Source organism: Ruegeria sp. F12 (assembly GCF_056533885.1).
Genome location: NZ_JBQFOV010000004.1, coordinates 245,195 through 271,895, shown reverse-complemented (window position 1 = coordinate 271,895; position 26,701 = coordinate 245,195). Strand labels below are relative to the sequence as shown.

20 protein-coding genes and 1 pseudogene are annotated in these 26,701 nt (G+C 57.9%); 18 read left to right on the top strand and 3 right to left on the bottom strand.

The genetic code is table 11. The annotated features are described in order from the left end of the window. Positions 1 to 40 precede the first annotated feature (40 nt). Both ACR0CA_RS07910 and ACR0CA_RS07905 read right to left on the bottom strand, forming a co-directional pair. Positions 41 to 922, bottom strand: coding sequence for a CobW family GTP-binding protein (locus ACR0CA_RS07910; RefSeq protein ID WP_480859233.1), 882 nt, complete (start codon positions 920 to 922; stop codon positions 41 to 43). Continuing rightward, positions 919 to 2,547, bottom strand: coding sequence for an amidohydrolase (locus ACR0CA_RS07905; protein ID WP_480898149.1), 1,629 nt, complete (start codon positions 2,545 to 2,547; stop codon positions 919 to 921). The genes ACR0CA_RS07910 and ACR0CA_RS07905 overlap by 4 nt, the downstream gene beginning before the upstream one ends. Positions 2,548 to 2,646: 99 nt before the next feature. Between ACR0CA_RS07905 and ACR0CA_RS07900 the strand changes: the two genes are divergently transcribed. From ACR0CA_RS07900 to ACR0CA_RS07880, 5 genes are all read left to right on the top strand, one after another. Next, the gene (locus ACR0CA_RS07900; RefSeq protein WP_170785672.1) at positions 2,647 to 3,588 is read left to right on the top strand and encodes a LysR substrate-binding domain-containing protein; all 942 of its coding nucleotides are present in this window, start codon (positions 2,647 to 2,649) and stop codon (positions 3,586 to 3,588) included. 240 nt (positions 3,589 to 3,828) lie between these two features. Continuing rightward, positions 3,829 to 4,827: a TRAP transporter substrate-binding protein gene (locus tag ACR0CA_RS07895; RefSeq protein WP_170773205.1), complete on the top strand. Its 999-nt coding sequence runs from the start codon at positions 3,829 to 3,831 to the stop codon at positions 4,825 to 4,827. Positions 4,828 to 4,887: 60 nt separating this feature from the next. Beyond that, positions 4,888 to 5,427, top strand: a complete 540-nt coding sequence (locus ACR0CA_RS07890; RefSeq protein ID WP_480551158.1) for a TRAP transporter small permease — start codon at positions 4,888 to 4,890, stop codon at positions 5,425 to 5,427. Continuing rightward, a complete protein-coding gene (locus ACR0CA_RS07885) occupies positions 5,424 to 6,713 on the top strand; it encodes a TRAP transporter large permease (RefSeq protein ID WP_170785678.1) in 1,290 nt (429 codons plus the stop codon). Before ACR0CA_RS07890 ends, ACR0CA_RS07885 begins: the two co-directional genes overlap by 4 nt. A 9-nt stretch (positions 6,714 to 6,722) precedes the next feature. Next, positions 6,723 to 8,336, top strand: a complete 1,614-nt coding sequence (locus ACR0CA_RS07880; protein ID WP_480898147.1) for an N-acyl-D-amino-acid deacylase family protein — start codon at positions 6,723 to 6,725, stop codon at positions 8,334 to 8,336. A 9-nt stretch (positions 8,337 to 8,345) separates the two neighbouring features. On the opposite strand, the gene ACR0CA_RS07875 is transcribed toward ACR0CA_RS07880, so the two are convergent. Then, on the bottom strand, positions 8,346 to 9,029 hold the full coding sequence (locus tag ACR0CA_RS07875) for a DnaA N-terminal domain-containing protein (RefSeq protein ID WP_480898144.1): 684 nt from the start codon (positions 9,027 to 9,029) through the stop codon (positions 8,346 to 8,348). Positions 9,030 to 9,494: 465 nt separating this feature from the next. On the opposite strand from ACR0CA_RS07875, the gene ACR0CA_RS07870 reads away from it, so the two are divergent. The 13 genes and pseudogenes from ACR0CA_RS07870 (at position 9,495) to ACR0CA_RS07810 (ending at position 26,696) form a co-directional block, all read left to right on the top strand. Then, positions 9,495 to 10,802 (top strand): AAA family ATPase, encoded by a 1,308-nt coding sequence (locus tag ACR0CA_RS07870; protein ID WP_170773215.1) that lies wholly within the window; start codon positions 9,495 to 9,497, stop codon positions 10,800 to 10,802. After that, the gene (locus ACR0CA_RS07865) at positions 10,799 to 11,905 is read left to right on the top strand and encodes a ParB/RepB/Spo0J family partition protein (RefSeq protein WP_480898142.1); all 1,107 of its coding nucleotides are present in this window, start codon (positions 10,799 to 10,801) and stop codon (positions 11,903 to 11,905) included. The genes ACR0CA_RS07870 and ACR0CA_RS07865 overlap by 4 nt, the downstream gene beginning before the upstream one ends. A 594-nt stretch (positions 11,906 to 12,499) precedes the next feature. After that, complete coding sequence (locus ACR0CA_RS07860; protein WP_480898140.1) at positions 12,500 to 13,780, top strand: TAXI family TRAP transporter solute-binding subunit; 1,281 nt, start codon at positions 12,500 to 12,502, stop codon at positions 13,778 to 13,780. Positions 13,781 to 14,182: 402 nt separating this feature from the next. Further along, positions 14,183 to 14,944, top strand: coding sequence for an enoyl-ACP reductase FabI (gene fabI, locus ACR0CA_RS07855; RefSeq protein WP_170789888.1), 762 nt, complete (start codon positions 14,183 to 14,185; stop codon positions 14,942 to 14,944). Positions 14,945 to 15,186: 242 nt separating this feature from the next. Beyond that, the gene (locus ACR0CA_RS07850) at positions 15,187 to 17,349 is read left to right on the top strand and encodes a DUF3141 domain-containing protein (protein ID WP_480898138.1); all 2,163 of its coding nucleotides are present in this window, start codon (positions 15,187 to 15,189) and stop codon (positions 17,347 to 17,349) included. Positions 17,350 to 17,538: 189 nt separating this feature from the next. Next, entirely contained in the window at positions 17,539 to 18,900 is a 1,362-nt protein-coding gene (locus ACR0CA_RS07845; RefSeq protein ID WP_480503653.1) for a V-type ATP synthase subunit B, read from the top strand. Continuing rightward, a complete protein-coding gene (locus ACR0CA_RS07840; protein ID WP_480898137.1) occupies positions 18,878 to 19,483 on the top strand; it encodes a V-type ATP synthase subunit D in 606 nt (201 codons plus the stop codon). The genes ACR0CA_RS07845 and ACR0CA_RS07840 overlap by 23 nt, the downstream gene beginning before the upstream one ends. Then, positions 19,480 to 21,276, top strand: a complete 1,797-nt coding sequence (locus ACR0CA_RS07835) for a V-type ATP synthase subunit I (RefSeq protein ID WP_480898134.1) — start codon at positions 19,480 to 19,482, stop codon at positions 21,274 to 21,276. The genes ACR0CA_RS07840 and ACR0CA_RS07835 overlap by 4 nt, the downstream gene beginning before the upstream one ends. After that, positions 21,273 to 21,716: an ATP synthase subunit C gene (locus ACR0CA_RS07830; protein WP_480898131.1), complete on the top strand. Its 444-nt coding sequence runs from the start codon at positions 21,273 to 21,275 to the stop codon at positions 21,714 to 21,716. Before ACR0CA_RS07835 ends, ACR0CA_RS07830 begins: the two co-directional genes overlap by 4 nt. After that, a complete protein-coding gene (locus tag ACR0CA_RS07825; RefSeq protein ID WP_480898129.1) occupies positions 21,716 to 22,393 on the top strand; it encodes a hypothetical protein in 678 nt (225 codons plus the stop codon). The genes ACR0CA_RS07830 and ACR0CA_RS07825 overlap by 1 nt, the downstream gene beginning before the upstream one ends. A gap of 1 nt (position 22,394) precedes the next feature. After that, positions 22,395 to 23,087 (top strand): hypothetical protein, encoded by a 693-nt coding sequence (locus ACR0CA_RS07820; RefSeq protein ID WP_480898127.1) that lies wholly within the window; start codon positions 22,395 to 22,397, stop codon positions 23,085 to 23,087. Continuing rightward, positions 23,084 to 24,925 (top strand): V-type ATP synthase subunit A, encoded by a 1,842-nt coding sequence (locus ACR0CA_RS07815; RefSeq protein ID WP_480898125.1) that lies wholly within the window; start codon positions 23,084 to 23,086, stop codon positions 24,923 to 24,925. The genes ACR0CA_RS07820 and ACR0CA_RS07815 overlap by 4 nt, the downstream gene beginning before the upstream one ends. Before the next feature lie 364 nt (positions 24,926 to 25,289). Then, positions 25,290 to 26,696 (top strand): annotated as a pseudogene (locus tag ACR0CA_RS07810) (YfcC family protein). Positions 26,697 to 26,701: the final 5 nt, after the last annotated feature.

Sequence of the window (26,701 nt, the reverse complement as noted above, 5' to 3'; positions counted from 1 at the left end):
TGCAACGGGTATTTCGGAGGAGATATTCAATCCTTTGCGACTATTGCTTTCGCAACGCGGATTTCGTCCACCAAAGGTCACATGCCTTCGCTGATAATTTGGTCGCCAGACCGATCCCGACCAACTGGCTTTGCGCCGGTTGTTCGATATCGCCAATGTCAATGTCGCGCCCGGCCACCTGCACCAAAAGACCCGACCCATCCAGGCCCCTCAACTGCCCTTTGACCCGGAATAGCCCCTCGGGGCGGGCACGCAGGGCGGCTTGCAACGCCGCCCGGTCAACAGGATCCGGGCCGGTGAACGACCATTTGGTATAGGCCGGGTGCGGAGTCTGCGGCAGATCAATCGGACCCTGCGGCGCGATCAGCACTTGTGTGATGTCCAGATCCTGCGTCCGGGTCAGCACCGCTGTGGTATTCAGGCCCGACAGGGTTTGTCGCAACGCAGGGGACGGGTCACATTTGCTGACGGCAATAATATCGCCGCAGGCGATCTGCCCTAGAACCTGAGGCGCAATCAAAGGATCAGCGCACAGCGCCTGCACCTGCTGACCGTCCACAACCGTCACGATCCCTGCATAGTCCAGATCAGGCTCCGCCTGCGCCACGTTTGCAATCCGCGCGGGGTCGGCGATGCCGCTGGCCTCGATGATCAGATGATCGGGCCTTGGGCGACGGTCCAGCACATCGCCAACCGCCAGAAACAGATCAGCGCCCATGGTGCAGCACACACAGCCATTGGCCAGCTCTATCGTGTCCTCTTTGGCCGAAACCAGCAGGTCGGCATCAATGTTGATCGCACCAAAATCATTGACCAGCACAAGAATGCGCAACCCGTGATCGCCTGACAGAATCCGGTTGATCAGCGTTGTCTTGCCCGCTCCCAGATACCCTCCGATCACCGTCATGGGCAGCGGCGTCATAGCCGATGCACCTCACCGCCCAGCACCGTGCCCAAGACGGCGACATCTTTCAACGCGTCCGGGGCCACTGCGGTCGGATCCGCGCCCAACAGTACGAAATCAGCGCGCTTTCCGGTTTGGATCGAGCCGATCTCGGCATCCATTTTCAACGTCTGCGCCGCGCCCTGAGTGATGGCATAAAGCGCCTCCTCGACCGAGATACACTGCGCCGGGCCCAACGTCTGGCCGCTCATGGTGCGGCGGTTCACGGCGCACCACGCGGTAAACAGCGGCCCCATAGGCGTCACCGGCGCATCCGAGTGAATGGCGGTGATCACCCCCGCATCCAGACAATCACGCACCGCATCCATCGACTGCGCCCGATCCGGGCCGATGGTCAGAGCCGTGTGCTGATCGCCGAAATACCACAGGTGATTGGCAAAGATGTTGCAGGCAACGCCCAGCTCAGCCGCGCGGCGAAACAGGGCGGCATCCATCATCTGGCAATGCTGCAACACGTGGCGCGCACCCGGCCACGGATGTTTGCGCGCCGCCGCCTCCAACGCGTCCAGCGTCACCTCGGCCGCCTCATCCCCGTTGACATGAATATGCATTTGCAGCCCCTGGCGCTGAATCTCTTCGCACAGCTGGAAAATCTGGTCGGGCGCGGTGTTCCACAGCCCGTTCGGCTGCCCGCCCACGTAACCCGGCGCCCGCACACGCGCTGTCCACCCCTGAATGGACCCATCCGTCATCAGCTTAACCGCGCCTAGCCGCAGCTTCTCGGTCGACCGGTCGCGCATCGCCCGCGCCTGTGCCGCAATCTCGGCCGGGGTGCCGCCCATCGCCCCCAGCGCAGGGACCAGACGCACCGGGAAATCCGACCGCGCCGTCGCAGCGGCCAAACGCGCTACATCCTCATCGCCCAGCGTGGCAAACAGATCGGTCACGGTGGTGACGCCCGCGCGCTTGCAGACCTCGCCATAAGACCGCAGTGCCGCATCGGTCTGCGTTAGGTCGCGAAAGTCAATCCCCGTCCGGCGCATGACGGGAAACATCGCGGCCATTTCCTGCAACTCTCCGGTCGGCTGACCGTCCGACCCCTTGATAACGCCCTCGACATTGGTGGCAGCGTCATAGCCCGCCAGCGCCAGCGCTGCGCTGTTGCCGCAGAGCAGGTGAAAATTCGAAAAGATGATAACGATGGCACGCGTGGTGCTGACTTGATCCAGATGATGGCGGCTGAGCCGCTCCGAGGTCAGGAAAATCGGATCGAACCCCCAGCCGATCAGCGGCTGATCCGGAGCCAGGGTCGCCTCGAACTCTGACAGCCGCGCAATGACCTGATCAATCTGCGTCATACCTTTGTGCATCTGACCCTGCGGGTCGATCCGGTCGTGATAGCCGCAATAGGCATAGTCCCACATGGCCCCGGCCATCATATGCGCATGGCCTTCGACAAAACCCGGCATCAACACCGTGTCAGACAGATCGACATGGGCCTCGGCCCCGCCCCACGGGTCCGCGCAATTCGGTCCGCCTACCGCCAGAACCCGCCCGTCGCGCACCGCCACATGGCTGGCGCGCGGCTGGTTTCTGTCCATCGTGACCACGGATTTCGCATGGAAAAGAAGCGTTTTGCCCATGTCCTCCTCCTCTCGGGTCTCCTACAGCTAGCCAAGCTTGGTCACTTGGAAAAATAGAATTAGTATCAGAGTATCATACAAAAAATACAGGAATTACCCGTGCGCTTTACCCTCAAACAGCTTCAGTATTTCGATGCGGCCCTGCGCACCGGTTCGATCGCGCGGGCCTCGGTCGAGATGAATATCTCGCAATCCTCGATCACGGCCGCCATCGACATGATCGAAAGCACGACCCAGGCCGAACTGTTGCGGCGGATGCCCGCCAAAGGCATTGTCCCCACCGACAAAGGCATCGAGATCGGTGCTCGTATCCGCACCTTTCTGGAACAGGCGCGCATCTTCGAATCCGATCTGCTGACCCTAACCGGAGATCCAGCTGGCACTCTGCGTCTGGGCTGCTATGCCCCCACCGCGCCTTATGTTCTGCCACCGATCCTCAAGCGCATTTCGCAGGATTTCCCCCAGATCAGGGTCGAGATTAAAGAGGGCGACATGCTCAGCATTGCCGAAATGCTCAACAGCGGCGTGGTCGATCTGGCCCTGACCTACCGTCGCGCCGCGCCCAAGGCGCAGCCCTTCTTGCCCATGTTCAAGGCGGCACCAATTGCGATGATCCCCGATGTCTCGCCCTTGGCCCAAAAGGACCAGGTGGCGCTGTCCGATCTGGCCGACCTGCCGATGATCCTGCTGGATCTGCCTGGCGCCCCGGATTATTTCGAGGCACTGTTCACCACCGAAGGGCTGCGCCCGCGTATTGCCCACACCACCAAAAGCTCCTCGGTTCTGCGCGGGATGGTCGCGGCGGATCTGGGCTATGCCATTCTGAACATCTGCGGGCCGCTGGACCGCAAAGGTCAGAACGGCTATGTCGCGCGGCCGATTTCAGGGGATCAGGATGCGCCTTTTTACGGGGTAGCCTATACCGGCGCGGGCAAACGCTCGGCCCTGGTGCGCAAGGTGCTGGAAACCTGCCGCGAGATCTCGGATCAGGGCGGGTTTGATCACCTCCTGACGCAGCCTGCGCCGTACGCGGCGCAATAAACCCAAAAAATGCAATAATACCCCCAGAAAACAACTGTTTTCTGCATCAATGAGGATTGGGTAGCGTTTCCCTGTCCCACTCACAGATCCGAGGGATCAGGCTTTAGCTGCCTGACACTCTTTGGCGCGCTGGGATTTGCAGAATTCTACCGCCCCGTAATAGGCTTACGGAATATCAACGAAATCGGGGCGGCAAACGGCAAGATCAAACAACAAGAACGCACCAACCAGGAGGACTTCATGAAACTTTGGAACTTGAAAACGGTGACGATGCCGGTACTGGCACTCGCACTCTCCGCCACATCCGCACTGGCCGCTGACATCACGATGAATGTCGGCTTTGGCGCGCCAGAGGAATCGCTCTATGGCCGGTTCGGCAAGATTTTTCAGGAAAAAGTGGCCGAGCACTCGGACGGTGCAATCGAAGTTAAACTGCGCTGCTGCAACCAGATCTCCAGCGAGGACGAGGCGTTCAAGGCCATGCAGCTTGGCACGGTTGATGGGTTCTTTATCACCGCCAACAACGTCTCGCCCCATTGGCCGCTGATGGATGTCACGGTGCTGCCCTATATCTTCCAGAACGCCGAACATCTGGACCGGGTGCTGAACGGCGAAGTCGGACAGCAGATGAAAGATCAGTTGCAAGCCGATACCAGCGTCCACCTGCTGGCCTTTGGTCCGGCGCTTTATCGGGACTTCTACAACTCGGTGCGCCCCGTGAACACCATGGCGGATATGGAAGGTCTGAAAATCCGCGTCCCCAAGAACGAGGTGATGATAGCCACCTTTGAAGCCTTTGGCGCAAACCCAGTGCCGCTAGCGTGGTCCGAGACCCCCACCGCGCTGCAAACCGGCACCGTGGATGGTGGCGACAACGGTACATCCTTCATTCGCGACATGAAGTTCTTCGAGTTTGAGCCGCACCTGGTCATCCTCGAGCATTTCGTGGCCTTCGCACCTCTGTTCGCGTCGGACAATTTCATGAAGAAGTTGAACGATGAACAGCGTGCCCAGATCATGGCCGCCGCTGCCGAGGCCGGGGCCGAATTTGCCGCTCAGGTCGCGACCGAAACCGAAGAGGTCCGCCAGTGGCTGGTTGACGAAGGCGGCATGGCCCGCACCGACCCGGATCGCACTGACTTTATTGCCGCGGCCCAAGGCGTGCAGCAGGAGTTCGCGGAAAAACGCGGTGATGATTTCATCGCCTTGGTGAACGCCATTCAGGCCGCCGCCCAATAAAAAAAACCGGGGCGCCACAAGGCGCCCTTTTTTCGGCCCGGCAAGCGGACGAGGGACAAAATGGCTGCACTCAAGTGGCTCGAACGGCATTTCGAGGAACTGATCTGCTGCACCTGTTTGGCGGTGATCGCCGTGGCAGTCTTTGCGCAGGTGGTGGCGCGCTACGTGTTTCAGGTGGCGCTGCACTGGACCGAGGAAACCGCCGCCATGTGCATGGTCTGGGCGGTCTATATGGGCGCATCGCTATGTGTGCGCGAGCGGTTCCACATCCGCATTATGGTCGCGGTACAGGCGCTACCCACCGGCTTCGGCAAGATCGTCATCTTCATCGCAGATATCTTCTGGGCCTTCTTCTGCCTCTTCATGCTGCGGATCAGTTGGGATTATCTGACCGTCTTCTGGCGCTTTCCCGAAACCAGCCCCAGTTTGGGCATCAACCAATTCTACCCCCAAACCATTCTGGTGATCGGCTATGGGCTGATGCTGATCCGCCTGGCGCAGACCTATGTCAATTGGTGGCGCGACGGGCGCAACGGCCTGCCCGGAATGCTGGATGAGGAATGGGAAGCAACCACCAAGGATCAGGAGCATCAGATATGAGCGCCCTGATGATCCTGGCCATCGCCTTTGTGGTGCTGACCGTCATGGGCGTGCCGCTCTTTGTGTCGGTCGGTCTGACCACGGCGCTGGCGCTGTATCTGATCGACATCCCATATACGCTGATGGCGCAGACCGGCTATGGCAGCCTGACCCCCTTCCCGCTGCTGACCATTCCGCTGTTTGTGCTGGCTGGACGGTTGATGGAAGTGGGCGGCATGGCCACCCGCATGATTTCGATCGCGACCAATCTGGTGGGGGCCTATCGCGGCTCGATGGGGCTGGTGACAGTGTTTGCCTGCATGTTGTTTGCCGCACTTTCGGGCTCAGGCCCTGCCACCACGGCGGCGATTGGGTCTGTAACCGTGCCTGCAATGAAACGCGAAGGCTATGACGTGCCCTTCGCTGCCGCCATCACCGCCAGCGCAGGCGCCTTGGGCAGTCTTATCCCGCCTTCGAACCTGCTGATCATTTACGGGCTGGTGTCTGAAACCTCGATTCCGCGCCTGTTTCTGGCGGGGCTCATCCCCGGTGTCATGGTCACGATCCTGCTGATGATCACCACCTATATCGTCGCCCGTAGGCGCGGATATGGCGGCGACGGCGAGAGGTTCTCATGGGGTCCATTCCTGCGCGCGGCTTGGGACGGGAAATGGTCCATCGGCGCGCCGGTTCTGATCCTGGGCGGCATCTATGGCGGGGCCTTCACGCCGACCGAAGCTGCAGGCGTGGCGGTTTTCTATTCACTGTTCGTGGGCTTCTTCATCTACCGCGAACTGACCCTGAAGAAGCTGATCGAAGCGCTGCGATTTACCTCGCTGCTGACCGGCATCCTGATCCTGCTGACGCCCACGCTGGCCTTCGGGCAACTGACCGCGTTCTATGACGTGCCCACGGCCGTGCAAGACGGCATCACCTCGATCACCGAGAACAAATTCCTCGTCCTGCTGCTGATCGGCGTGTTCTACATCTTCATCGGCACCTTCATGGAGTCGCTGGCTCAGATCGTCCTCTTCACCGCTGTGTTCCTGCCTTTGGTCAGCTCTCTGGGCGTTGATCCGGTGATGTTCGGTATCTTCACCGTCATCACTTGCGAAATCGGGTTCCTGACACCTCCCCTTGGCGCCAACCTGACGGTTGCGGCGCGGATCTCCGGGATATCCATCGAACGCATATCCGTCGCCGTCCTGCCGTTCATCCTCGCCTATATCATCGGCATGGTGATCCTGATATTCTTCCCCGACCTCACCACCTTCCTGCCCGACTGGCTGTACGGAGAAGCGAAATAGGAGGCACCCATGTTCGATCTTGTTCTCAAAGGCGGCACCATTGTCGATGGTACGGGACAGGACGGCTATTTGGGCGACGTGGCAGTCTCAGGCGAGACCATCAGCGCCGTCCTGCCCGCCGGTGAGTTGACCGGGCAGAAGTCCGCGCAAGAGATCGACGTCTCGGGCCTGGTCGTCGCGCCGGGTTTCATCGACATGCACACTCATTCCGATTTCACGCTGATCGCTGATGGACGCGCGGAAAGTCAGGTGCATCAGGGCGTCACGACCGAGGTGATCGGCCAATGCGGCATCAGCTGCGCGCCCGTTAACAGCCCCGGCGATATCAGCCGCGTGGCCCCGTGGTACACCGATCAGGCCAAGCATGACACATGGCTGGGTTTCGGCGACTATTTGGATGTGCTGGATCGCACAGAGCTCGGCGTGAATGTCATGGCCTTTGTCGGCCACGGCACCGTGCATCGCGCGGTTCTGGGCGATCAGCTTCATCCGGGCGAGGCCGAAGACGTCACCGAAATGGCCCGGTTGGTCGATCAATGCATGGACGAAGGCGCAGGTGGGTTCTCCTCGGGTCTGGAATATTTCCCCGGCAGCCTCGCCTCGCCGGAACATCTGGTGCCGATGTGTGAGGTCGCGGCCAAATACAAACGCCTCTACGCCACCCATGTGCGCAACCGGGATACGCACTACGATCTGGGCTTTGCCGAAGCTATCGCCACGGCACGCCAATCCGGCTCCAAGCTGCAGATCAGCCATATCCAGCCCAAATTCGGCGCGCCGGACTATGCCATGGACCACACACTGGAAATGATCGACCTGGCTCGCCGCCACGACGTGGACATCGCCTTTGACGTAATCCCGCATGACTGGAACCATACCCTCATGGCGGCGATCCTGCCGAAATGGGCGCAGGCAGGGTCCGTGGACGATGTGCTTGCGCGACTGGCTGACCCTGAATCCCGCGCGCGGATCAAGGCCAACCCCCAACCCATGTGGTTAATCGTCAAGGCCGAGAAATGGTCGGACATCGTCTTGCTGAACGCCACCGTCAACAAGGACATCGTCGGCGCCGACTTCGCCGAGATCGGCCGGATGCGCAATTGCCACCCCTATGACGCAGTGCTCGATATCCTGATGGAGGAAGGCGAGAACCTGATGGCCTGCATGTGGTCGTCCAAATCCTTCCGCAACTCGGATGTGGAACTCTGTCTGGAACAACCCGAATGCGCCGTGATCTCGGACACTGTCGCCATCGCCAATGAGGGCGTCCTGAAGGACCACATTGGCTCGCTATCGGGTTACGGCTGGGCCGCTCGGTTCCTGCAATACTACGTGCGGGACAAGTCGACGCTGTCTCTGGAACAGGGGGTGGCCAAGCTGACCTCGATCCCCGCCAATCGGTTGGGGCTCAAGAACCGCGGGGTTTTGGCCGCAGGGCAACAGGCCGATATCTGCGTGTTCGATCAGGTCAATATTGCCAGCAACGCAACCGCGAAACACCCCCGCCGCTATGCCTCGGGCATTGCACATGTGCTGGTGAATGGGGCATTGGCGATGCGGAACGGCCTGCGCACATCCAGCAATTCCGGTCAGGTTCTGCGTGATTTCAGTGCCTCTGGTTAGCCCTCCTGTTCAGCTGCTGGATTCGATCCGTACTTTTCTGATCTCGGGCGCGATGCGGCTATAGGCGGCCAGCAGACGCTCGGACCAGTTGCGATGGATATAGTCCGCCTCGAACCGCGAGGGGGCGACAAGGGTTACGGTCCCCCCTGCCCTCTCGGCCTCGATCAAATGGCGAAACCAGCTGGCCCAAAGCTCGGGATCGCGCCCGTGCAAAATGGCCTGAACCTGCGTCCAGATATCTCCATCGCTTTCCTCGGGCGCCGGAGGTTTCACTTTGAACGGCACCACATTTGTGCCGGGCTCGGGCGAGTGTGACATCCGCGCGACAAAATCCGCGCCAATCGTCGGCCAAACCTCGGACGTGTCGATCATCACCTGTTTGAGGTCCAGCTCATACACCGCCACCCTGCCCCGCGCGGCGGGGCGTTTGACCGCAATCCAACCCATAGACCGCAGCTTGGACATCTCACGTTTGACGGTGCGCTCATTCACCGACCATAGCCGCGCAATCTCTTCCCGCCCGATCGACAGCTCATTCGTGCGCCAGTTATACCGCGTGGTGATCAACGCAATGATGCGTAGTATACTGCGTTGCCGATGCTTGTCGCTTGACAAAGCGTGCACCGTCATCGCGGACAGGATATCATATTTTATGGCGGGCGCATTTAACCCAACCGGTTTTGCAACCTGCATTCCAATCTTACCGCTCTGTCTGCCTCGGGCGGAGTTTCCACCCCTGTTGCGCTGTTTGCCAACGCTTTTCGTCTTGATGCCCTGATTAGCGTCCAAAGCGACGATTCTGTCAAGAGAAGTTTGATTTGACCCGGTTTTTCAGCAACTCAAACCCAATTTCAAAAAAGAAAAATGGTGAAGTATTGGTGATGGGGGACATTCTGGTTGTCCCCTTAAGTAGCATATTTGTCCCCCCAAATCGACCGATAGAGAGTCTAACGCCCCCCTAAATATAGCGTCCTGCCCTATTTTCCAGAGGCACTGCGAATCACCGCGATTCGGGTCCTGAAGGACGTTGATTTCCCTTGTTTATGTTACCCATGGGTAAGATCGTGATCTGAGTATATTTTCTTTTGCTTAAAGTGCAAATAGGGCGTAAATAGTGAAATCATAAAAAATAGCGTCCATAATAGTGAGACCCGAGGCATGTATACGCACGAAGACCTGAACGCATTGCGGAACCAGTCCCTTAAGTTGCAGGGCTGGATTCGGCAGCAAACCTTTAGTCCTGAGATGGAGAAGACTCTTCGTCGTTTTTCCAGCTGGGAAGTGTCCGAGCTGATCTTTCGCATTAACCAGTCGACCTTTCGGGGCAAGCTGGCTGCGGATCCCTCGCTGCCGGGTGGTGAGGTGGAACCAGACGGCCGGCAACGCTGGTTCAGCCTGGAAGAGGTGAATGAGCTCCGCCGGCGGCTCAAGGTGAACCGCAAATCTCTTATGCCGCCCCGCCCCGTTGGTAAGCGCGCGATACGTGCGGCGGTGGCAAACTTCAAAGGCGGCGCTGGTAAGTCGACCGTTGCGCTTCACTTGGCTCATGCGGCGGCGCTGGATGGCTACCGCGTGTTGGTGGTGGATTTCGATCCGCAAGCCACTTTAAGCCATTCCATGGGCCTGACCGATGTGGCCGAAGATTTCACGGTCTGGGGTATTATGGCCCGCGATCTGATCCGCGAAACCGAGCGTATGAACAACCGCCCCGTCGCTGCTGAATCAGGCACCGCCCTGCCCCGCCGCGAATTGCCGCCGTCGATCACGGATATGGGCCTGGGCGATCTTCGGATTGGGGATTTCATCAAGCAAAGCTCGTGGTCGACCATTGACGTTGTCCCCTCCTGCGCCAACGCCGCCTTTGTCGAGTTCGCCTCGGCCCAGTATCGTCACTTGAACCCAGAGTGGTCATTCTTCGCGGCTGTGTCGCGTTATCTGGATCAGATCCCCGATGATGCCTATGACCTGATCCTGTTCGATTGCCCGCCTGCGATTGGGTATCAATCCATGAACGCGGTGTTCGCGGCAGACATGCTCTATATTCCCTCAGGGCCAGGCTATTGGGAATACGACTCGACAACTTCTTTCATTGGCCAGCTGGCCGAAGCGCTTGAAGACCTTGCCTACGGTTTCGACAAGACCTTACCCACGGGTAAGATTGGCTTGCCCAAGACATTCTGTGAAATGCGCTTTCTGCTGACCCGGTACGAGCCAGGCAATGCGCTGCATTCGGCCATGTTCGAGGCGTTCAAGAAAGTATTCGGTGAACATGTGGCCGAGCATCCGGTTGAAATGACCCGTGCGGTCGAACAATCCGGTCGGTTCCTGAGTTCGGTCTATGAGATGGACTACCGCGAAATGACGCGCGAGACATGGCGCAGGGCGCGGTCTACATTTGATAACGTGTACGAGGAATTCCGGGGCGTGATGCTTTCGGCCTGGGACCAATTGGAGGATGACGCATGAGCCGCAAACGCAGAATGTTCGACATCGACATGCCTTCCATGGAGGATATCCCGGTTGGCAAAGTTCCTGACAAGGTCTTGGAAAAACGCCGCGGCCCGATGGCCGCCGCGATCTCGGAAAACGCCGAAGCGTTGCGCGGGCAACAATCGACAGAGGACACCATACGCGCCGAAAACGATCGCCTGGCCCATGAGCTTGTTCGTCTGCGGTCCGAAGGTCTGGTGACTGAGCATGTACTTCTGGCTGATGTGGTAACTGAAAAGCTGACCCGGGATCGCAAGGACGGCCCGGATCCTGAATTGGACGAGTTGAAGGATTCGATCCGCGAAATCGGATTGTCGAACCCAATCCGGTTGGAGCGTCGGGCTGATGGTCGGTACGAGCTCATTCAAGGGATGCGGAGATTGTCTGCCTATCGAGCTCTGTATCAGGAAACCGGCAATGAAGTGTATGCGGCTATCCCGGCGGGCATTTCGGAAGGCGCGGATCTGAATGACAGCTACCGTCGCATGGTAGATGAAAACCTGATCCGCAAGGATATCTCATTTGCGGAAATGGGTGCATTGGCGCGGGCCTTTGCCGAGAACCCTGCGAATGAATGCCCGGACGTGGACAAGGCCGTTGCGCTTTTGTTCAAGTCCGCCAGCTACACCAAACGCAGCTATATCCGATCTTTCGCCAGCCTGCTGATGATGCTGGACAAGGTGCTGATACATCCTAACGATATTCCGCGCAATGTCGGCGTTGAGCTGAAACGTAAGTTGGATGCCGATCCCGGTTTGGCGCGTCATGTGAGCACCAGTTTGATGAACGAACCGGATCGCGACGGCGCGCGCGAGGTTGCTATTCTCCGCTCGTTTTTAGAGCCGACAGCTGACAACCCCAAGAAAGTGCCAGGTGCAAGCGGTGGAAAGACGCGGCGAGCGAAGACTACGTTTCAAGTTTCGGGCAGGGCAGGGGTGGCGAAGTGCTCGGCCTCAAGCGGGCGAATTGAACTGCGCTATAATCTGGACTTCACTCGGGTGAACCGTGCCAAGCTAGAGCAAGCGATCGCCTCATTGCTGGACGAGTTGCAGGAAGACGACGACCTTACCCACGGGTAAGGTCAGCAACATGCTAACAAACAGAAACGCCGGGCTAGTGTCTGGCGTTTTTCGTGCGCCATTTTTAGAGCGGGTTTTCCCATAAGCTGTTTTGGACTTGATGGTAGTTGGCAGAGAATCTTGTGGCCGAGCCCAGGCACATGATGCGAGCTTGGGATTGGATGCTTGGAACGCAATGACTGGGTCTGTCTACAAAGGAGGGGTTCGTGGACCCAGTAAGCACAGCGGTCGGTAGGGCAACGGCGCAACATGTAAGGGCAGGGGGGGGGCTGCAGGAGGTGGACACAAGGGGATGTATTGGAGTCAAATCCTTATTTAGTAGGCTTGAATGCCGCTTTGGCTGTCTAGTTCGTGACGAGGATAGATTATGTGCTCAATCATGTAGTGCGCAAAAAGTCTTTATTATGATCATTACAAGACTGGTTGGCTGACGCAAAACACAAACTCGATCAGGAGTATCAGGTGCATACTTATGGGTCTTGACGCTCATAAGAGCTACGAGTGCCAATCGCTGGGATCAGTTTCTCGTTGGCAAAAAGATTGCTATCAAATGAGAACGACTTAACGGTTCCGATCATCCGAATGTGGGAATAAATGCGCTTAGCTCTTTTCATTCTCTTTCCGATTATGTTTGTCGGTTTGGTTGTTTTTCTGATCTTTGGTTTGAAACCGCCCAACAATATTAAGCTGGCTGCTGGCATAAACGGCGGCGGATACTGGCAAGTTGGACAACTCTATAAAGCAGAACTTGCACGTGACGGCATTCAGGTAATTCTGGTTGAAACCGAGGGGTCCGTTGAGAACATTCAAAAACTTGTTTCCGGCGAAGTGGACGCCGCTTTTGTTCAAGGCGGTCTCGAACTACCTCAGGACGAAAACTTACAGTCCCTGGGTGCCATTTTTCTTGAACCCATGGTGGTGTTCCGTGGAACGTCTAGTTCAGTTGGGGCCAATGCAGGCGAATGGGGAGACATACGTTTAGCAGCAGGAACCAAGGCGTCTGGTACTCGCGCCGCTGCTTTATCGCTAATTGAGGCCGCAGGTTTGCAAAATGTCGGCATAACCCTAGTCGATGCCGGGGGAAACGATGCAATAGAGGCGTTGTATTCCAACGAAGCGGATGCAGCGTTGTTTGTCGCACCCCTCGATGCGCCTTATCTTATGGACGCAATTTTTGATCCAGAAATCGTTTTCGTTCCCATGGCTTTGGTCGATGCTCTGGCATTGAAACTTTCAGGCGCAAATTCGGTAACTGTACCGGCAGGATCAATCACACTGGACCCTCCGAGGCCGCCGGAGGATGTCAAAATCTTAGCGTTGAGGGCTTCACTTATCGCCGCTTCCGATCTTCATCCTGCAGTAACCGATAGGTTGGTGAATGCAGCGAAGAACATTCATAGCGAAGCCACTATTTTGCAAAGTGCGCGCGAGTATCCAAACACAGCTTCACCGCCTGTGCCACTAAACAAAATTGCGACAGAACTCATAAATTCTGGGCCAAACTTTTTGCATGGCGTCTTGCCATATTGGATCGCAGCGCAATTTGGCAGTGTATTGTTGTTGTTATTGCCTTTGTTGTTCTTAGTTCCTTTTCTGCGGATCGTCCCGTCTGGCTACGTTTGGTTTCAAAAGCGTAGGGTCTGGCGTTTTTACCAGCGCATCGCTGCGCTTGAGGAAGAACTCAGCAAGGCACAGACTTTGGCTGAGGTGGAAGAAGTCGCCAATAAATTCGAAGAAGTGGACACCGCACTTGCAAATCTGAACCTGCCGCTCGCATATCGCCAGGGGGCATATGATGCACGTTTGCACATAGACCTAATTCGACAGGAGATTACGCGCCGTCGAAACGCGAAATTGATGGGCCCTCAGCAATAGCAGGCAATGCGCTAATATTTCTTTTTGATTTGAGCTTTCGATACGGTCTTGCGCTTTAGTTAGTGCGGATATGGTTGCTTTGGGCTCACAGGTAGTACCCGAGCAAACGCGGCAATCCAGGAAAACCCCTTCGCACTCCGCTGAGGTACAGAGCCGAAGTTTAGAGCGTCGTTTCCGTTTGAGTGTCATCTCAACATTCGTGGTCGGACAAGGCACGGGCGTATACTATCGTCTACTGCGCGAATTGCTGAAACGGTAAGAGCCCGGACATAATTCGCCCGTTTTTGAGCATACTGGTGCGTGTTCATCGCTCTGTGACGCAGCGTAGGCAGAATTGCCCCGCAATCGTCTTTCCCGAATCGAGGAAAAGGCGCTATGCTGCGCTGCAGAAAAAGGCGTGCTATGTTTCGATTGGACGGATACAAAGCAGTTGTTATCGGTGTCGCAAACGATCAGTCGATTGCGTGGGGATGCGCGCGTGCGCTTCATGCACAAGGCGCAGAGATCGCGCTGACTTATGTAAACGAAAAGGCCAAACCATACGTCGTCCCGCTGGCTGAAGAGGTTGATGCAAAAATCTGTCTGCCGCTGGATGTGCGGGATGCAGACCAGACAAACGCCTTGTTTGATGCAATCCGGGCGCAATGGGGCCGGATTGACACTCTTGTGCATTCTATTGCCTTTGCGCCACGCGATGATCTGCACGGAAGGGTTATTGATACCTCGGCCGAAGGGTTTGGGGTGGCCATGGATATTTCTGTTCATTCGTTTCTGCGCATGATCCGCATGGCCGAACCGCTGATGGTGCGTGGCGGAACATGTATGACGGTCTCGTTTCTTGGGGCGACTCGGGTTGTTGAAAACTACAATATCATGGGGCCGGTGAAGGCCGCTTTGGAAGCCTCGGTGCGCTATGCCGCTGCAGAACTGGGGACCAAAGGCATTTCGGTGCACGCTCTGTCGCCTGGCCCTCTGAAAACCCGCGCGGCCACCGGGCTGTCCGATTTTGATGCACTGCTGAGCGCCGCTGCCGAGCGTGCACCCACCCATCAGTTGGCGACCATCGAAGATGTCGGTGCCTATGCCGCGTTTCTTGCAAGCCGCGAGGCGTTCAACGTGACTGGCGGCGTACACCCCATCGACGGTGGGTACAGCATCGTCTGAGGAAGGATTGACCTATGGCCCGGAATTCAATTGCGAAAGAAAATGCGTCGCACCCTTCAACCGGTGAAAAAACCACAGCGACCGTAAACAGCAACGTGCTTGATGCGATTTCTGGTGTGCTTGATCAATCTGGTATGCAGTACCAAATTTTGTCGCAAGCCGCTACTAATCAGGCACAGAAAATAACTGAGCACCATTCAAACCGGTCTACGAAATGGTCAAACGAACTGCGAGATCTTGCGGTGCAATTCGCGCAGACGAAATCCGTAGGTTCGGCATGGACGGACTATATCAAGGATGCAGGTCAGCGCGTCGCCCTGACGATGGACGTCTTGCGCGAGCGCGGAGACGTTTTCCTCGAACATGAAGCGGCCGGTTGCCCGCCAGTGCTTGTCTATGACTACGAAGTGATGGTTGACGGGAGGGAGCTCGACCGGCCCTGCAACTATCAGCTTTTGCGCATTGTTCCCCCGCAAGGGATCAACATAGACGATCACAAACGCCCCTACATCATTATTGATCCTCGTGCTGGACATGGCGGTGGTATAGGTGGGTTCAAGTCCGACAGCCAGGTCGGCGTGGCGCTGGCGAAGGGCCACCCGGTATACTTTGTGAGTTTTGGCCGTGACCCGGTCGAAGGACAGACACTGGCGGATGTGATGCATGCCGAAGCTGGATTTGTTCGCACCGTCAGCGCGCGTCACCCAAAAAGCCCGCAACCTGTTGTGACAGGAAACTGCCAGGGCGGCTGGGCGACCTTGCTGATGGCGGCCTGCAACCCCGATCTGACCGGGCCTCTGGTGCTCAATGGTGCGCCGGTCGCACCTTGGTCGGGTGAAGTTGGTGAAAATCCAATGCGCTACAATGGTGGGATGCTTGGCGGTACATGGCAGCCGATGCTCTGGTCAGATTTGGGGAACGGCAAATTTGACGGTGCCAATCTGGTGATGAATTTCGAGCAGCTAAATCCCAGCCGCAACTACTTTGGCAAGTATTTCGACCTGTACCGCGATCCCGAAGCCGGCCGTCAGCGTTTCATCGATTTTGAGCGTTGGTGGGGCGGTTTCTTTCTTCTGAACGAGGCCGAAATTCGATGGATTGTCGAACAACTGTTCGTTGGAAACCGGCTCGTCAAGAATACCGCACAACTGGAACCCGGAGTTCCCGTAGATCTTAAGGCGATCAAAGCGCCGATTTTTGTCTTTGCAAGTCATGGCGACAATATCACGCCGCCGCAACAGGCTTTGAACTGGATCGCTGAAACGTATGCGGACGAAGAAGAGATACGAGTACGCGGCCAGCGCATTATTTACATGCTTCATGATGAAGTGGGGCATCTGGGCATTTTTGTTTCCTCCAAGATTGCGCGCAAAGAGCACACAGGCCTCGCCTCTACACTTGAAACAGTCGAGGCAATGGCACCCGGTCTTTATGAAATGGTCATTGATAACATCGAAGGGGACGGGGTCGAAAAATCCTTCGAAGTTCGGTTCGTCGATCGAACGCTTTCAGATGTCGCTGCATTGGATGACGGTCGCCAGGATGAAACCAGCTTTGCCGCCGTGGCGCATATGTCGGAAGTGCAAGCGGGTGCCTATGAAACCTTTGGTCGCCCAGTCGTGCAAACAATGTCGACACCGGTGACAGCGCAGGCTTTGCGCGATGCGCATCCGCTGCGCGTACAGCGTTCGTCGATGTCTTCGAACACAGTTATGGGGAAAGGGATCGAGAAACTGGCGCAGGACGCCAGAGCGCAGCGCGCGCCAGCCGATGCTGACAACCCGTTTCTAAAATGGGAAAAACTCACCGGTGAATGGATCGAGCAATCGATGGATTTGGGCCGTGATTTGCGCGACGCATGGTATGAGGCAACCTTCTTCGCCACTTGGGGCGGGCCGTTCGCAACTTGGTTCGGGCAAGAGTATTCCAAGCGCCGAACCCTGCCGGACCCAGCGTCTTTGCGCAATTTGCCAGAGGTCAACACGGTGCTTGCGCATATACGGCAAGGAGGTCTGCCCGAAGCGGTCATTCGAATGCTGATCTTATTGGCCGACAGCCACAAAAGCTTTCGCGCTGAGATTCTGCACCGCTGGGCGCATATCTTTCGGCACGAAGCGCCGTTCAAATCCATTTCGGTTGTAGAACGTCAACGTATGTTGCACGAGCAGACTCTGGTCGCCACTTTCGATCCGAAGGGTGCAGTCGAGACGTTGCCTTATCTGTTGCCTGACGAGGAGCAGCGCACTGAAGCCGTTGATCTGGTCAAACGCATCATAGGGGAAGTCAAAACACCTTCCAAAGAACTTGAAGAGATGGCCAACTTGCTTGTGCGCGTTTTGGACTATCGTCCTGATGCTGAAACGGGGCCAAAGGCAGCGTCGCAGAGGTCAATGGCAAAGTCTTGAAAACGCATGGCGACACAAAATCCAATCAGAATTGAACTGATTTCATTGCTTTAGGCCTGCAATCTCTATTAGCTTGGAGGCAACCGGATTTACCAAATCAATATTAAACCCTCCGAGCGCACTGGTTCGGTGGGCAGTTTGAAGGTGAAAAGAAAAATAAACTCTTAATCATGCGACTTAGGGTAGGCGATGTCTCAGAGTCTCTTGAAATATACTCGTGTTCTGGAAATTGTTGGGGATACGATCAAAGTTAGGGTTCCGTTGGACGGATCGGCTGAAGCAACCGTTAGGTTCAACGATCTGGCGGTGATCGAAACCATCGACGGACACAAAACGCTGGCGCAGGCGATTTTCATCGACCGGGATGTGGTGACGCTGCAGGTGTTCTCGGGCACCAAGGGTATCTCGACCGAGGCGACTGCCACTTTTCTGGGTCATCCTATGCAGACGCCCTATTCGGCCAATATTCTTGGCCGCGTCTTTGACGGGGCAGGGGTGGCAATCGACGGTGGGCCGGATCTGTCATCCGAGCCGCGGATCGAGATTGGCGGGCCGACCGTAAACCCTTCGGAACGTGCAGTGCCCAACAAGATGATCCGCACGGACGTGCCGATGATCGACGTGTTCAATACTCTGGTCGAAAGCCAGAAAATCCCGATCTTTTCGGTCTCGGGCGAGCCGTTCAATGCCTTTCTCAGCCGGATCGGCATTCAGGCGGATGCGGATATCGTAGTCTTTGGCGGGCTGGGGCTGATCTTTGACGACTATCACACGTTCCGGACGTCGTTCGAGGATGCGGGCGTGTTCTCGCGCACGGTGATGTTCGTCAATCAGGCGATGGACCCGCTGGTTGAACGGCTGCTGGTGCCCGATATGGCGCTGGCGGTGGCCGAGAAATTCGCGGTCGAGGAAGGTAAGCGGGTATTGGTGCTACTGACCGACATGACCGCCTATGCCGACGCGATGAAAGAAGTGGGAATCAGTCAGGAACGCGTGCCCTCGCAGCGCGGCTATATGGGCGATCTCTATTCCCAACTGGCGCGGCGGTACGAGAAGGCATGTGACTATGCCAAAGGCGGTTCGGTCACTGTACTGACTGTCACGACGATGCCCGGCAATGACGTGACCCATCCGGTGCCGGACAACACGGGCTATATCACCGAGGGGCAGTTTTACCTGCATTCGGGGGTGATTGACCCGTTCGGCAGCCTGTCACGCCTCAAGCAGAACGTGATCGGAAAGACCACGCGTGAAGATCACGGGCAGATCATGAACACGATGATCCGGTTCTATTCCGAAAGCCGCGATGCGGCGCAGAAACAGGCGATGGCCTTTGATCTGTCGGATTACGATCATCAGTTGCTGAAATTCGGCGCGCTATTCCGGGCGCGGTTCATGGATATCAACGTCTCGATCCCGCTGGAGGACGCGCTGGATCTGGGGTGGAAGACGCTGGCCGAGTGCTTCCAGCCCGAGCAGTTGCTGATGAAGCAGGCCTTGGTCGACAAGTATTTCCCAAAGGATACCGATGGCGCGGTTGCAGCTGAATAAATCGTCGCTGGCCCGCCAGCAGACTCAGCTGAAAAGCTATGAGCGGTTCCTGCCGTCGCTGGACCTCAAACGCCAGCAGTTGATGGCGGAGCGTGCCAAAGCCCGCGAAGATGTCCAACGCCTTCAGCAAGAGGTGCATGATCTGGCGCAGCAGGTCGGGGAAAAGCTGCCGATGCTGGCGCAGCAGGGGGTCGACCTGGACGGGTTGGTCGAGTTGAAGGATTACCAGTTGAAAGAGGTCAACGTGGTCGGCGTCAAGATGCCCGATCTGGACCGAATCGAAGTTGCCGTGCGACCCTATTCGCTGTTGGCCAAACCACATTGGGTCGATGCCGCCGCCAACCTGTTGCATGACATGATCGAGGCGCGGCTACGCGTGAAGGTCGCCGAAGAAAGGGTGCGCATTTTCGACAAGGCCGTGGCCACGATCACGCAACGGGTCAACCTGTTCGAAAAGGTTCTGATCCCACGCGCCAAGGCCAATATCAAGAAAATCCGCATCTATCTGAGCGATGAGCAGATGCAGGCGGTTGTGCGCTCGAAAATCTCCAAACGCAAACATGCGCAGGAGGCGCTGACATGAGCGTCGCGCGGCTGAAGAAACTGTCCCTCGTCGGACCCGCCGCGCATAAGGGCGACACGTTAGAGGCGCTGCAAGGGCTGGGCTGTATGCATGTACTGCCGCTGGCGCCTCCACCCGCCGAGCCGGAAAAGATCAGCGAACGGGGTGCGCATGATGCCTATAAGGCGCTGCGCTTTTTGACCGACGTGGCCGACCCGCGCCGCCAGATACAACGTGACCCTGCGTTCGATATGGACCAGTTCGTGCGCGACGTGCTGGACCTGATGCAGCGCACCCGAGAGGCAACAGATCGGCGGGATTTTCTGGCGCACCGGATTGGGCAAGTGCGCCCGTGGGGGGATCTGGATTTTCCGCCCAATGACGTTCTGGCGGGCAATCGGCTGTGGTTCTACCAACTACCGGTGAAACACCGTGAGGCGCTGTCCGAGGTCAAACTGCCCTGGGCCATTCTGGAACAGGATCACCGATATATCTACGCGGTGCTGATCGCGCCCGACGATCCGGGCGACGATATTCTGCCGGTACCGCGCACCCATACCGGGTCACTGCCGATTCATGAGCTTGAAGCGCAGCTGGAAGAGGCCGAGATCGCCATTGAGGCGCTTGAGGCGGAACGCATCGCCCAGACCCGTTACCTGACCCTGATGCGCCGAAACCTGTCGGCGGCGGAAAGCGCGGCGGAACTGGCCCACGCCACACAGAAGGTCCGCGACGAGGGCGCGATGTTTGCCCTGCAGGGCTGGGTGCCCGAGGATCGTGTGGATGCGGTGCTGGAGATGGCGCAGGCCCAAGATGCTGCTGTGCTGATCGAAGAACCGGGCCCGGATGACGCCCCTCCGACGCTGTTGGAGCAGCCCGAAAACCGCAGCGCAGCGGTCGATCTGGCGCTGTTCTACCAGATCCCGGGTTACAGGGACTGGGACCCCAGCATCATCGTTGCGGCCTCGTTCGCGATCTTCTTTGCGATGATCGTGGCGGATGCGGGCTATGGCGCGGTGATCCTGCTGGGCCTGCTGGCCTTCTGGAAAAAGATGGACAAGTCCCCGGCGCAGCGGTCGTGGCGGCTCTATGGTGTGATCATCGCGGGTGCGACGGTAATTTACGGTGTCATGGTTGGCAGTTATTTTGGCGCGTCCCCGGCAGAGGGGTCGATCTGGGCGCGGCTCAAGATACTGGATCTGAACAATTTCAACGCGATGATGATGATCTCGATCGTTGTCGGCGTGTTCCATCTGGTGCTGGCCAACGCACTGGCCGCGCGGGCGGCGTGGGGGCGGCGCAGAGCCATTGCCAATCTGGGCTGGATTGCCGTGCTGATCGGCGGGTTCGTTCTGTGGCTGGCTTACATGAACGACGGCGCGACATTGCCCGGAGCGGTGCTGATGGGCGCAGGCTTTCTGGCGATCCTGCTGTTCACCAGCGAGCGTCAGATCACCAAACCCACCGATTGGCTGTGGCGTCTGATCGACGGGCTGCAGGGGCTGGCGGGGGCGATGGGGGCGTTTGGCGATGTTCTGAGTTACATGCGCCTGTTCGCGCTGGGGCTAGCCTCGGCCTCGCTGGCGATCACGTTCAACGATCTGGCGGTCCAAGTGATGCAGGCGCTGAAAGGGCCGGGCATCCTGTTTGGGCTGCTGATCCTGATCGCCGGGCATCTCCTCAACTTCGCCCTCGCACTGATGAGCGGCGTCGTCCACGGGTTACGTCTCAATTACATCGAATTCTTTAAATGGGGTCTGCCGGATGAAGGCATCGTCTTTCGCCCGTTCGCCCGCAAGGAGGTTCAGGAATGAATGAGCTTGTACTGACATTGGGTTGGCTGGGAATCTATGCGCCCATGGCTTTGGGTGCGGCGTCCAGCGCCATTGGTTGTGCCATCGCGGGGCAGGCCAGTATCGGCGCGATGACCGAGACCGAGGGCGGCTATGGCCGGTTCATCGGTGTCTCGGCCTTTCCGTCGACGATGGTGATCTATGGCATCGTGATCATGTTTACGCTGAACCGCGAAGTGACCCCGGAAAATGCGGGCGGGCTGTTCGGTATCGGCATCCTTTCGGGGATTGCGCTGATGTATTGCGGCATCTGGCAGGGCCGGGCCTGTGCGGCGGCGATCAATGCCACGAAGGAGAAACCTGAGATCTTCGGCCTGTCGCTGGCCCCTGCGGCGATCATAGAAGGCTTTGGCGTTTTTGCCTTTGTCTTTGCCTTGGTCATTAGCGCGGGGATCAGCTGATGGCACAGGACGGAATGATCTCGCACGGGGTCGATGCGCTGATCGACAAGCTGCGCAGCGACGGTGTCGCGGCGGGGCAGGCGGATGCGGACAAGTTGCGTTCTGAAGCCAAGGCCGAGGCGGCGAAGATCCTCGCCGATGCCAAGCGCGAAGCGGATGAGTATCAGAAAAAGGCGCGCACCGAATCCGACAATTACCGCGCCGCCGGGGAAGAGGCGCTGAACACCGCCATGCGCGATGCTGTGCTGACGATGAAGGCCGGACTCACTGACCGGTTTCGCGAAGATGTCGAACGCCTTGTCACCAAAGAAATGGCTGATCCCGAGATGCTGAAACAGATGATCCTCGAGGTCGTCGGGCGCGCTGCCGAAGGGGCCAAGCTGGACGGTAAGGTGCAGGTGATCCTGCCCGCTAAGGTGGCCACACAAGAGGATATCAAGCAGAACGCTGACGATATCCAGTCGGGCAAGCTGACGAAATACGTGCTGGGCCTGACCGCCGACATGCTGCGCGAACAGGTGGAGCTGCACGCTGCTGACGGCACGCAGGACGGTATCCGGGTGCGCGCCGAGGATCAGGGCGTGGTGCTGGACCTGACTGACAAGGCCGTGGCCTCCTTGCTGATGGAGCATCTTCAGCCCCGGTTCCGTGCCGTGCTTGAAGGGGTGATCCGCTGACATGTCGGACCCCGACGCCTATATCGCGCTAATCAGCAGCCTTCCCGGCTCAGAGCGGTTGTTTATCGCCAAACAGCCCCCAATCTCGCGCTTACGGCTAAACCGGCGGCTGCGCGCGTTGACGCCTGAGGATGCGCAGGTGCTGCGGGTGTTGGAGCATGCCCTGAATTGGGGCGACTACGATATGGACGTGACGGACATTCAGGCCGTCGAACGGTGCAAGGCCGCGCTTGCTGATATTCCGCAGCCGACTTTGCAGAAACTGTTTCAGGAGCGGATGGATTTGCGCACAGCCGTAGCCGCATTGCGCCTTCGCAAACAGGGTGGCAGTCCGCCTGCCGGAACCTTCGGCATGGGCCGCTGGGCCCGCCACATTCCGGCAAACTGGAGCGATCCGACCTTCAAGCTTGAGACCTCGATGCCGTGGCTCAAGGAAGCGCATCAACTGCTGGAGGCCGAAGACCCGCTGGGTCTGGAACGGCTTCTGCTGTCGGTCAGTCACAAGCAGCTCAAACGCCACGCCGCCCGCCATCTGTTCGATTTCGAGGCTGTGGCGATTTACGTGCTGATCTGGAATATTTTCGACCGCTGGGCGCAAAGCAATGCGCAGGATGCGGCAACGCGATTTGAAAAACTGGCACAACAGGCCATGGCCGACGTCGCCGATATCGACTTTGAGGGAGCCTACGCATGACCGCCGCAACCCCCGTCACGCAAACCGCCACTGCCCGCGTTGTCTCGGTGCAAGAGGGGCTGGTGCAAATTCAGGCCAACGCAGATGCCTCGGGCGCGCCGGGGCAATTGGTCAAGAACGAGGTGGTCTTCATCCTGCCCACGCGCCCAGGCCCCGGTGGTCGTCAGGAACGTCTCAAGGCCGAAGTGCTGCGCGTGCGCGGGGATACAGCGGATGTGCAGGTCTATGAAAGCACCGACGGCGTGGCCGTGGGCGACCCGGTGGAGCAATCTGGCCAGCTGTTGTCGGTCGAGTTGGGGCCGGGTCTGCTGGGTCAGGTATTTGACGGGTTGCAATCGCCGCTACCCAAACTGGCAGCGGATTTTGGTACTTTCCTGCCGCGCGGCGCGGATGTGGCCCCGCTGGATACGCTGGCGAAGTGGTCGTTTACACCTTCGGTCAAGGTGGGCGACACCGTGACAGCGGGCGACAGCATCGGCACGGTGCCCGAGGGGCGGTTCGAGCATAAGATCATGCTGCCGTTTAACTGGGTTGGCAATTACAAGGTCGTCTGGGTCCAGAAAGGGGCTGCCACGATCCACGACATCGTGGCCCGGCTTGAGGATGCGCAGGGCGGCGAACACACGCTGACCCTGTCACAGAAATGGCCCGTCCGGAGGGCGTTGCCGGAAAACATCCTGAAGCGCGCCTTGTCTGAACGTCTTTACCCGACCGAGCCGGTTCTGACCTCGCAACGCCTGATCGACACGTTCTTCCCTATCGCGCGCGGCGGGACGGCCTGTATTCCCGGCCCGTTCGGTGCAGGCAAGACCGTGCTGCAGAACCTGATCGCACGGAATTCCAAGGTCGATATCGTGATCGTTGTCGCCTGCGGCGAGCGGGCGGGCGAGGTGGTGGAGACCATCGCGGAATTCCCCAAGATGACCGACCCGACCTCGGGCGGCAGCCTGATGGACCGGACAATCATCATCTGTAACACCTCGTCAATGCCGGTCGCTGCGCGCGAGGCGTCGATCTTTACAGGCATCACACTGGGCGAATATTACCGCCAGATGGGCTATGACGTGCTGCTGATTGCCGACAGCACCAGCCGCTGGGCGCAGGCCATGCGCGAGACTTCGGGCAAGCTGGAGGAAATTCCGGGTGAGGAGGGCTTCCCGGCCTACCTGGAAAGCTCGATCAAGGGGCTGTACGAGCGCGCAGGCGCGATGAAGACCAATGACGGCGCGTTGGGCAGCCTGACGCTGATTGGCACCGTGTCCCCCGCCGGGGGCAATTTTGACGAACCGGTCACGCAGTCGACGCTGTCTACGGTCAAGTGTTTCCTCGGCCTGTCGTCCGAGCGCGCTTACAAGCGGTTTTACCCGGCGGTGGACCCGATGCTCAGCTGGTCACGATATCTGGATCAGCTGTCCGACTGGTATGACAAGAATGCCGAAGCTGGCTGGACCGGCAAGGTCCGCGATCTGCTGGCGCTTATCGAAAAGGGCGAACAGGTCGATCAAATGATGCAGGTGACGGGCGAAGAGGGCGTCACGATCGAGGACTTTGTCACCCAGCAAAAAGCACTGTTTGTGGACATGGTTTATCTGCAGCAGGACGCCTTTGATCAGGTGGACGCAACCGTCCCGCTGGAGCGGCAGAAGATGACCTTCAAGCTGGTCTATGGCGTGACCCAATCCACCGCAGATTTCGCCGATAAAGCCGAAGTACGTCAGGTGTTTACGCAGCTGACAGGCTTGATGAAGAACTTCCACTACGCGGCCGAAAATACACCTGAATTCAAATCAACTTGGGCACAGATTGAAAGCCTGTGCCGGGAAAAGTTCGAAGTGTGACACGCCAAAAGCCGGCCCCTTAGACAGCTACTATTGTGAGCGAGCCGGTGGCCGATGCCACCGTCAACGCAGCTGAGGTCGACGCGCGTGTCGATCTGTCATCGGGAACGTTCGATCCGGATAACGTGAACAGCTAGCCCGCAAAAAACGGCTTTTGTCTGCGCATGCAAAATTGCGAGGGCTAAATTTCACAAATCAGTTACATCTTTTTGGGTTTTTAATGATCCAAGTCAAAGTCCTGTTTGATTTTGCTTTGCACATTTCACGCAACAGCTTGCAACGAACCCGGCCGGACCGAACGGAAGATCATCGGGCACGCAGGCAGCTTAGCTTTCATTCTCGGTATTTTCAGAGGATCGTTTAAATGAAGTTCAAGTTCCCTACTGCATACACCATTCTCTTTGCTTTGATCGCAGTGGTTGCGATCGCCACTTGGTTCGTGCCCGCCGGTCAGTATGACCGAGTCGCAAATGAATAGCTGGGCAAGGATGTCCCGGTTCCAGGCAGCTATCAGGTAGTTGACCCGCAGCCGCAGGGCTTTTTCGACGTGGTTCTGGCACCGATTGCGGGGTTCTACAATCCCGCCACCTATGAGGCTCAGGCCATCGACGTTGCGCTGTTTGTTCTTGTGATTGGAGGCTTTCTGGGGATCGTGGCCCATACCGGAGCCATTGACGCAGGCATCGCCAAAGCGATGGCAAGGATGGAGGGGCATGAAAAGTGGATGATCCCCATCCTGATGGCGTTGTTTGCTGCAGGCGGCACCATCTATGGCATGGCTGAGGAATCGCTGGCCTTCTACACCCTGATCATTCCGGTGATGATTGCGGCGGGTTATGACGCCGCTGTAGGTGTGGCGATCATCATGCTGGGCGCGGGCGTGGGTACGCTGGGGTCCACCATCAACCCCTTTGCCACCGTGATCGCTTCGGACGCGGCGGGGGTACCGTTCACCAATGGGATCATGCTGCGCTTTGGACTGCTTGCGGTCTGCTGGCTGGCCTGTGTCGCGTTTGTCATGCGCTACGCGGCGCGGGTCAAAGCCGACCCTCAGCTGTCGATCGTCGCCGACAAACGCGAAAGCAATGAAACACATTTCCTCAAAGGCAAACGCGAGGGCGATGCGCCTGTCACCTTTACGGGCACCCATGGTGTAATCCTTGTGATCTTTGCAGCCAGCTTCGGCGTGATGATCTGGGGCGTATCCGTCGGAGGTTGGTGGATGGCCGAGATGTCGGGCCTGTTTCTTGTGGCCGCCATCGTCGTCGGGCTGATCGCACGGATGGGAGAAGAAGAGTTCACTTCGACTTTCGTGGATGGCGCGCGTGATCTGTTGGGCGTGGCGCTGGTGATCGGGATTGCACGTGGCATCGTTATCGTGATGGATGCTGGCAGTATAACGGACACGATCCTGTATTGGGCCGAGGGTGCAGTGAACGGGTTGGGTCAGGTGGCTTTCATCAATACCATGTTCGGGCTGCAGGGGCTGTTGTCTTTCCTGGTGCCGTCCTCATCGGGTCTGGCGGTTCTGACCATGCCGATCATGGCGCCACTGGCGGATTTTTCGAACGTGGACCGTTCTTTGGTCGTCACGGCCTATCAGTCCGCCAGCGGTCTGGTGAACCTGATCACGCCGACCTCGGCTGTGGTGATGGGTGGCTTGGCGTTGGGACGTGTGCCCTATGAACGGTGGTTGAAATTCACCCTTCCGCTGCTGGGTGTACTGATCGTGATCATCATGGTCGGTCTGAGCCTGTCGGCAATTGCGTAAGGCTG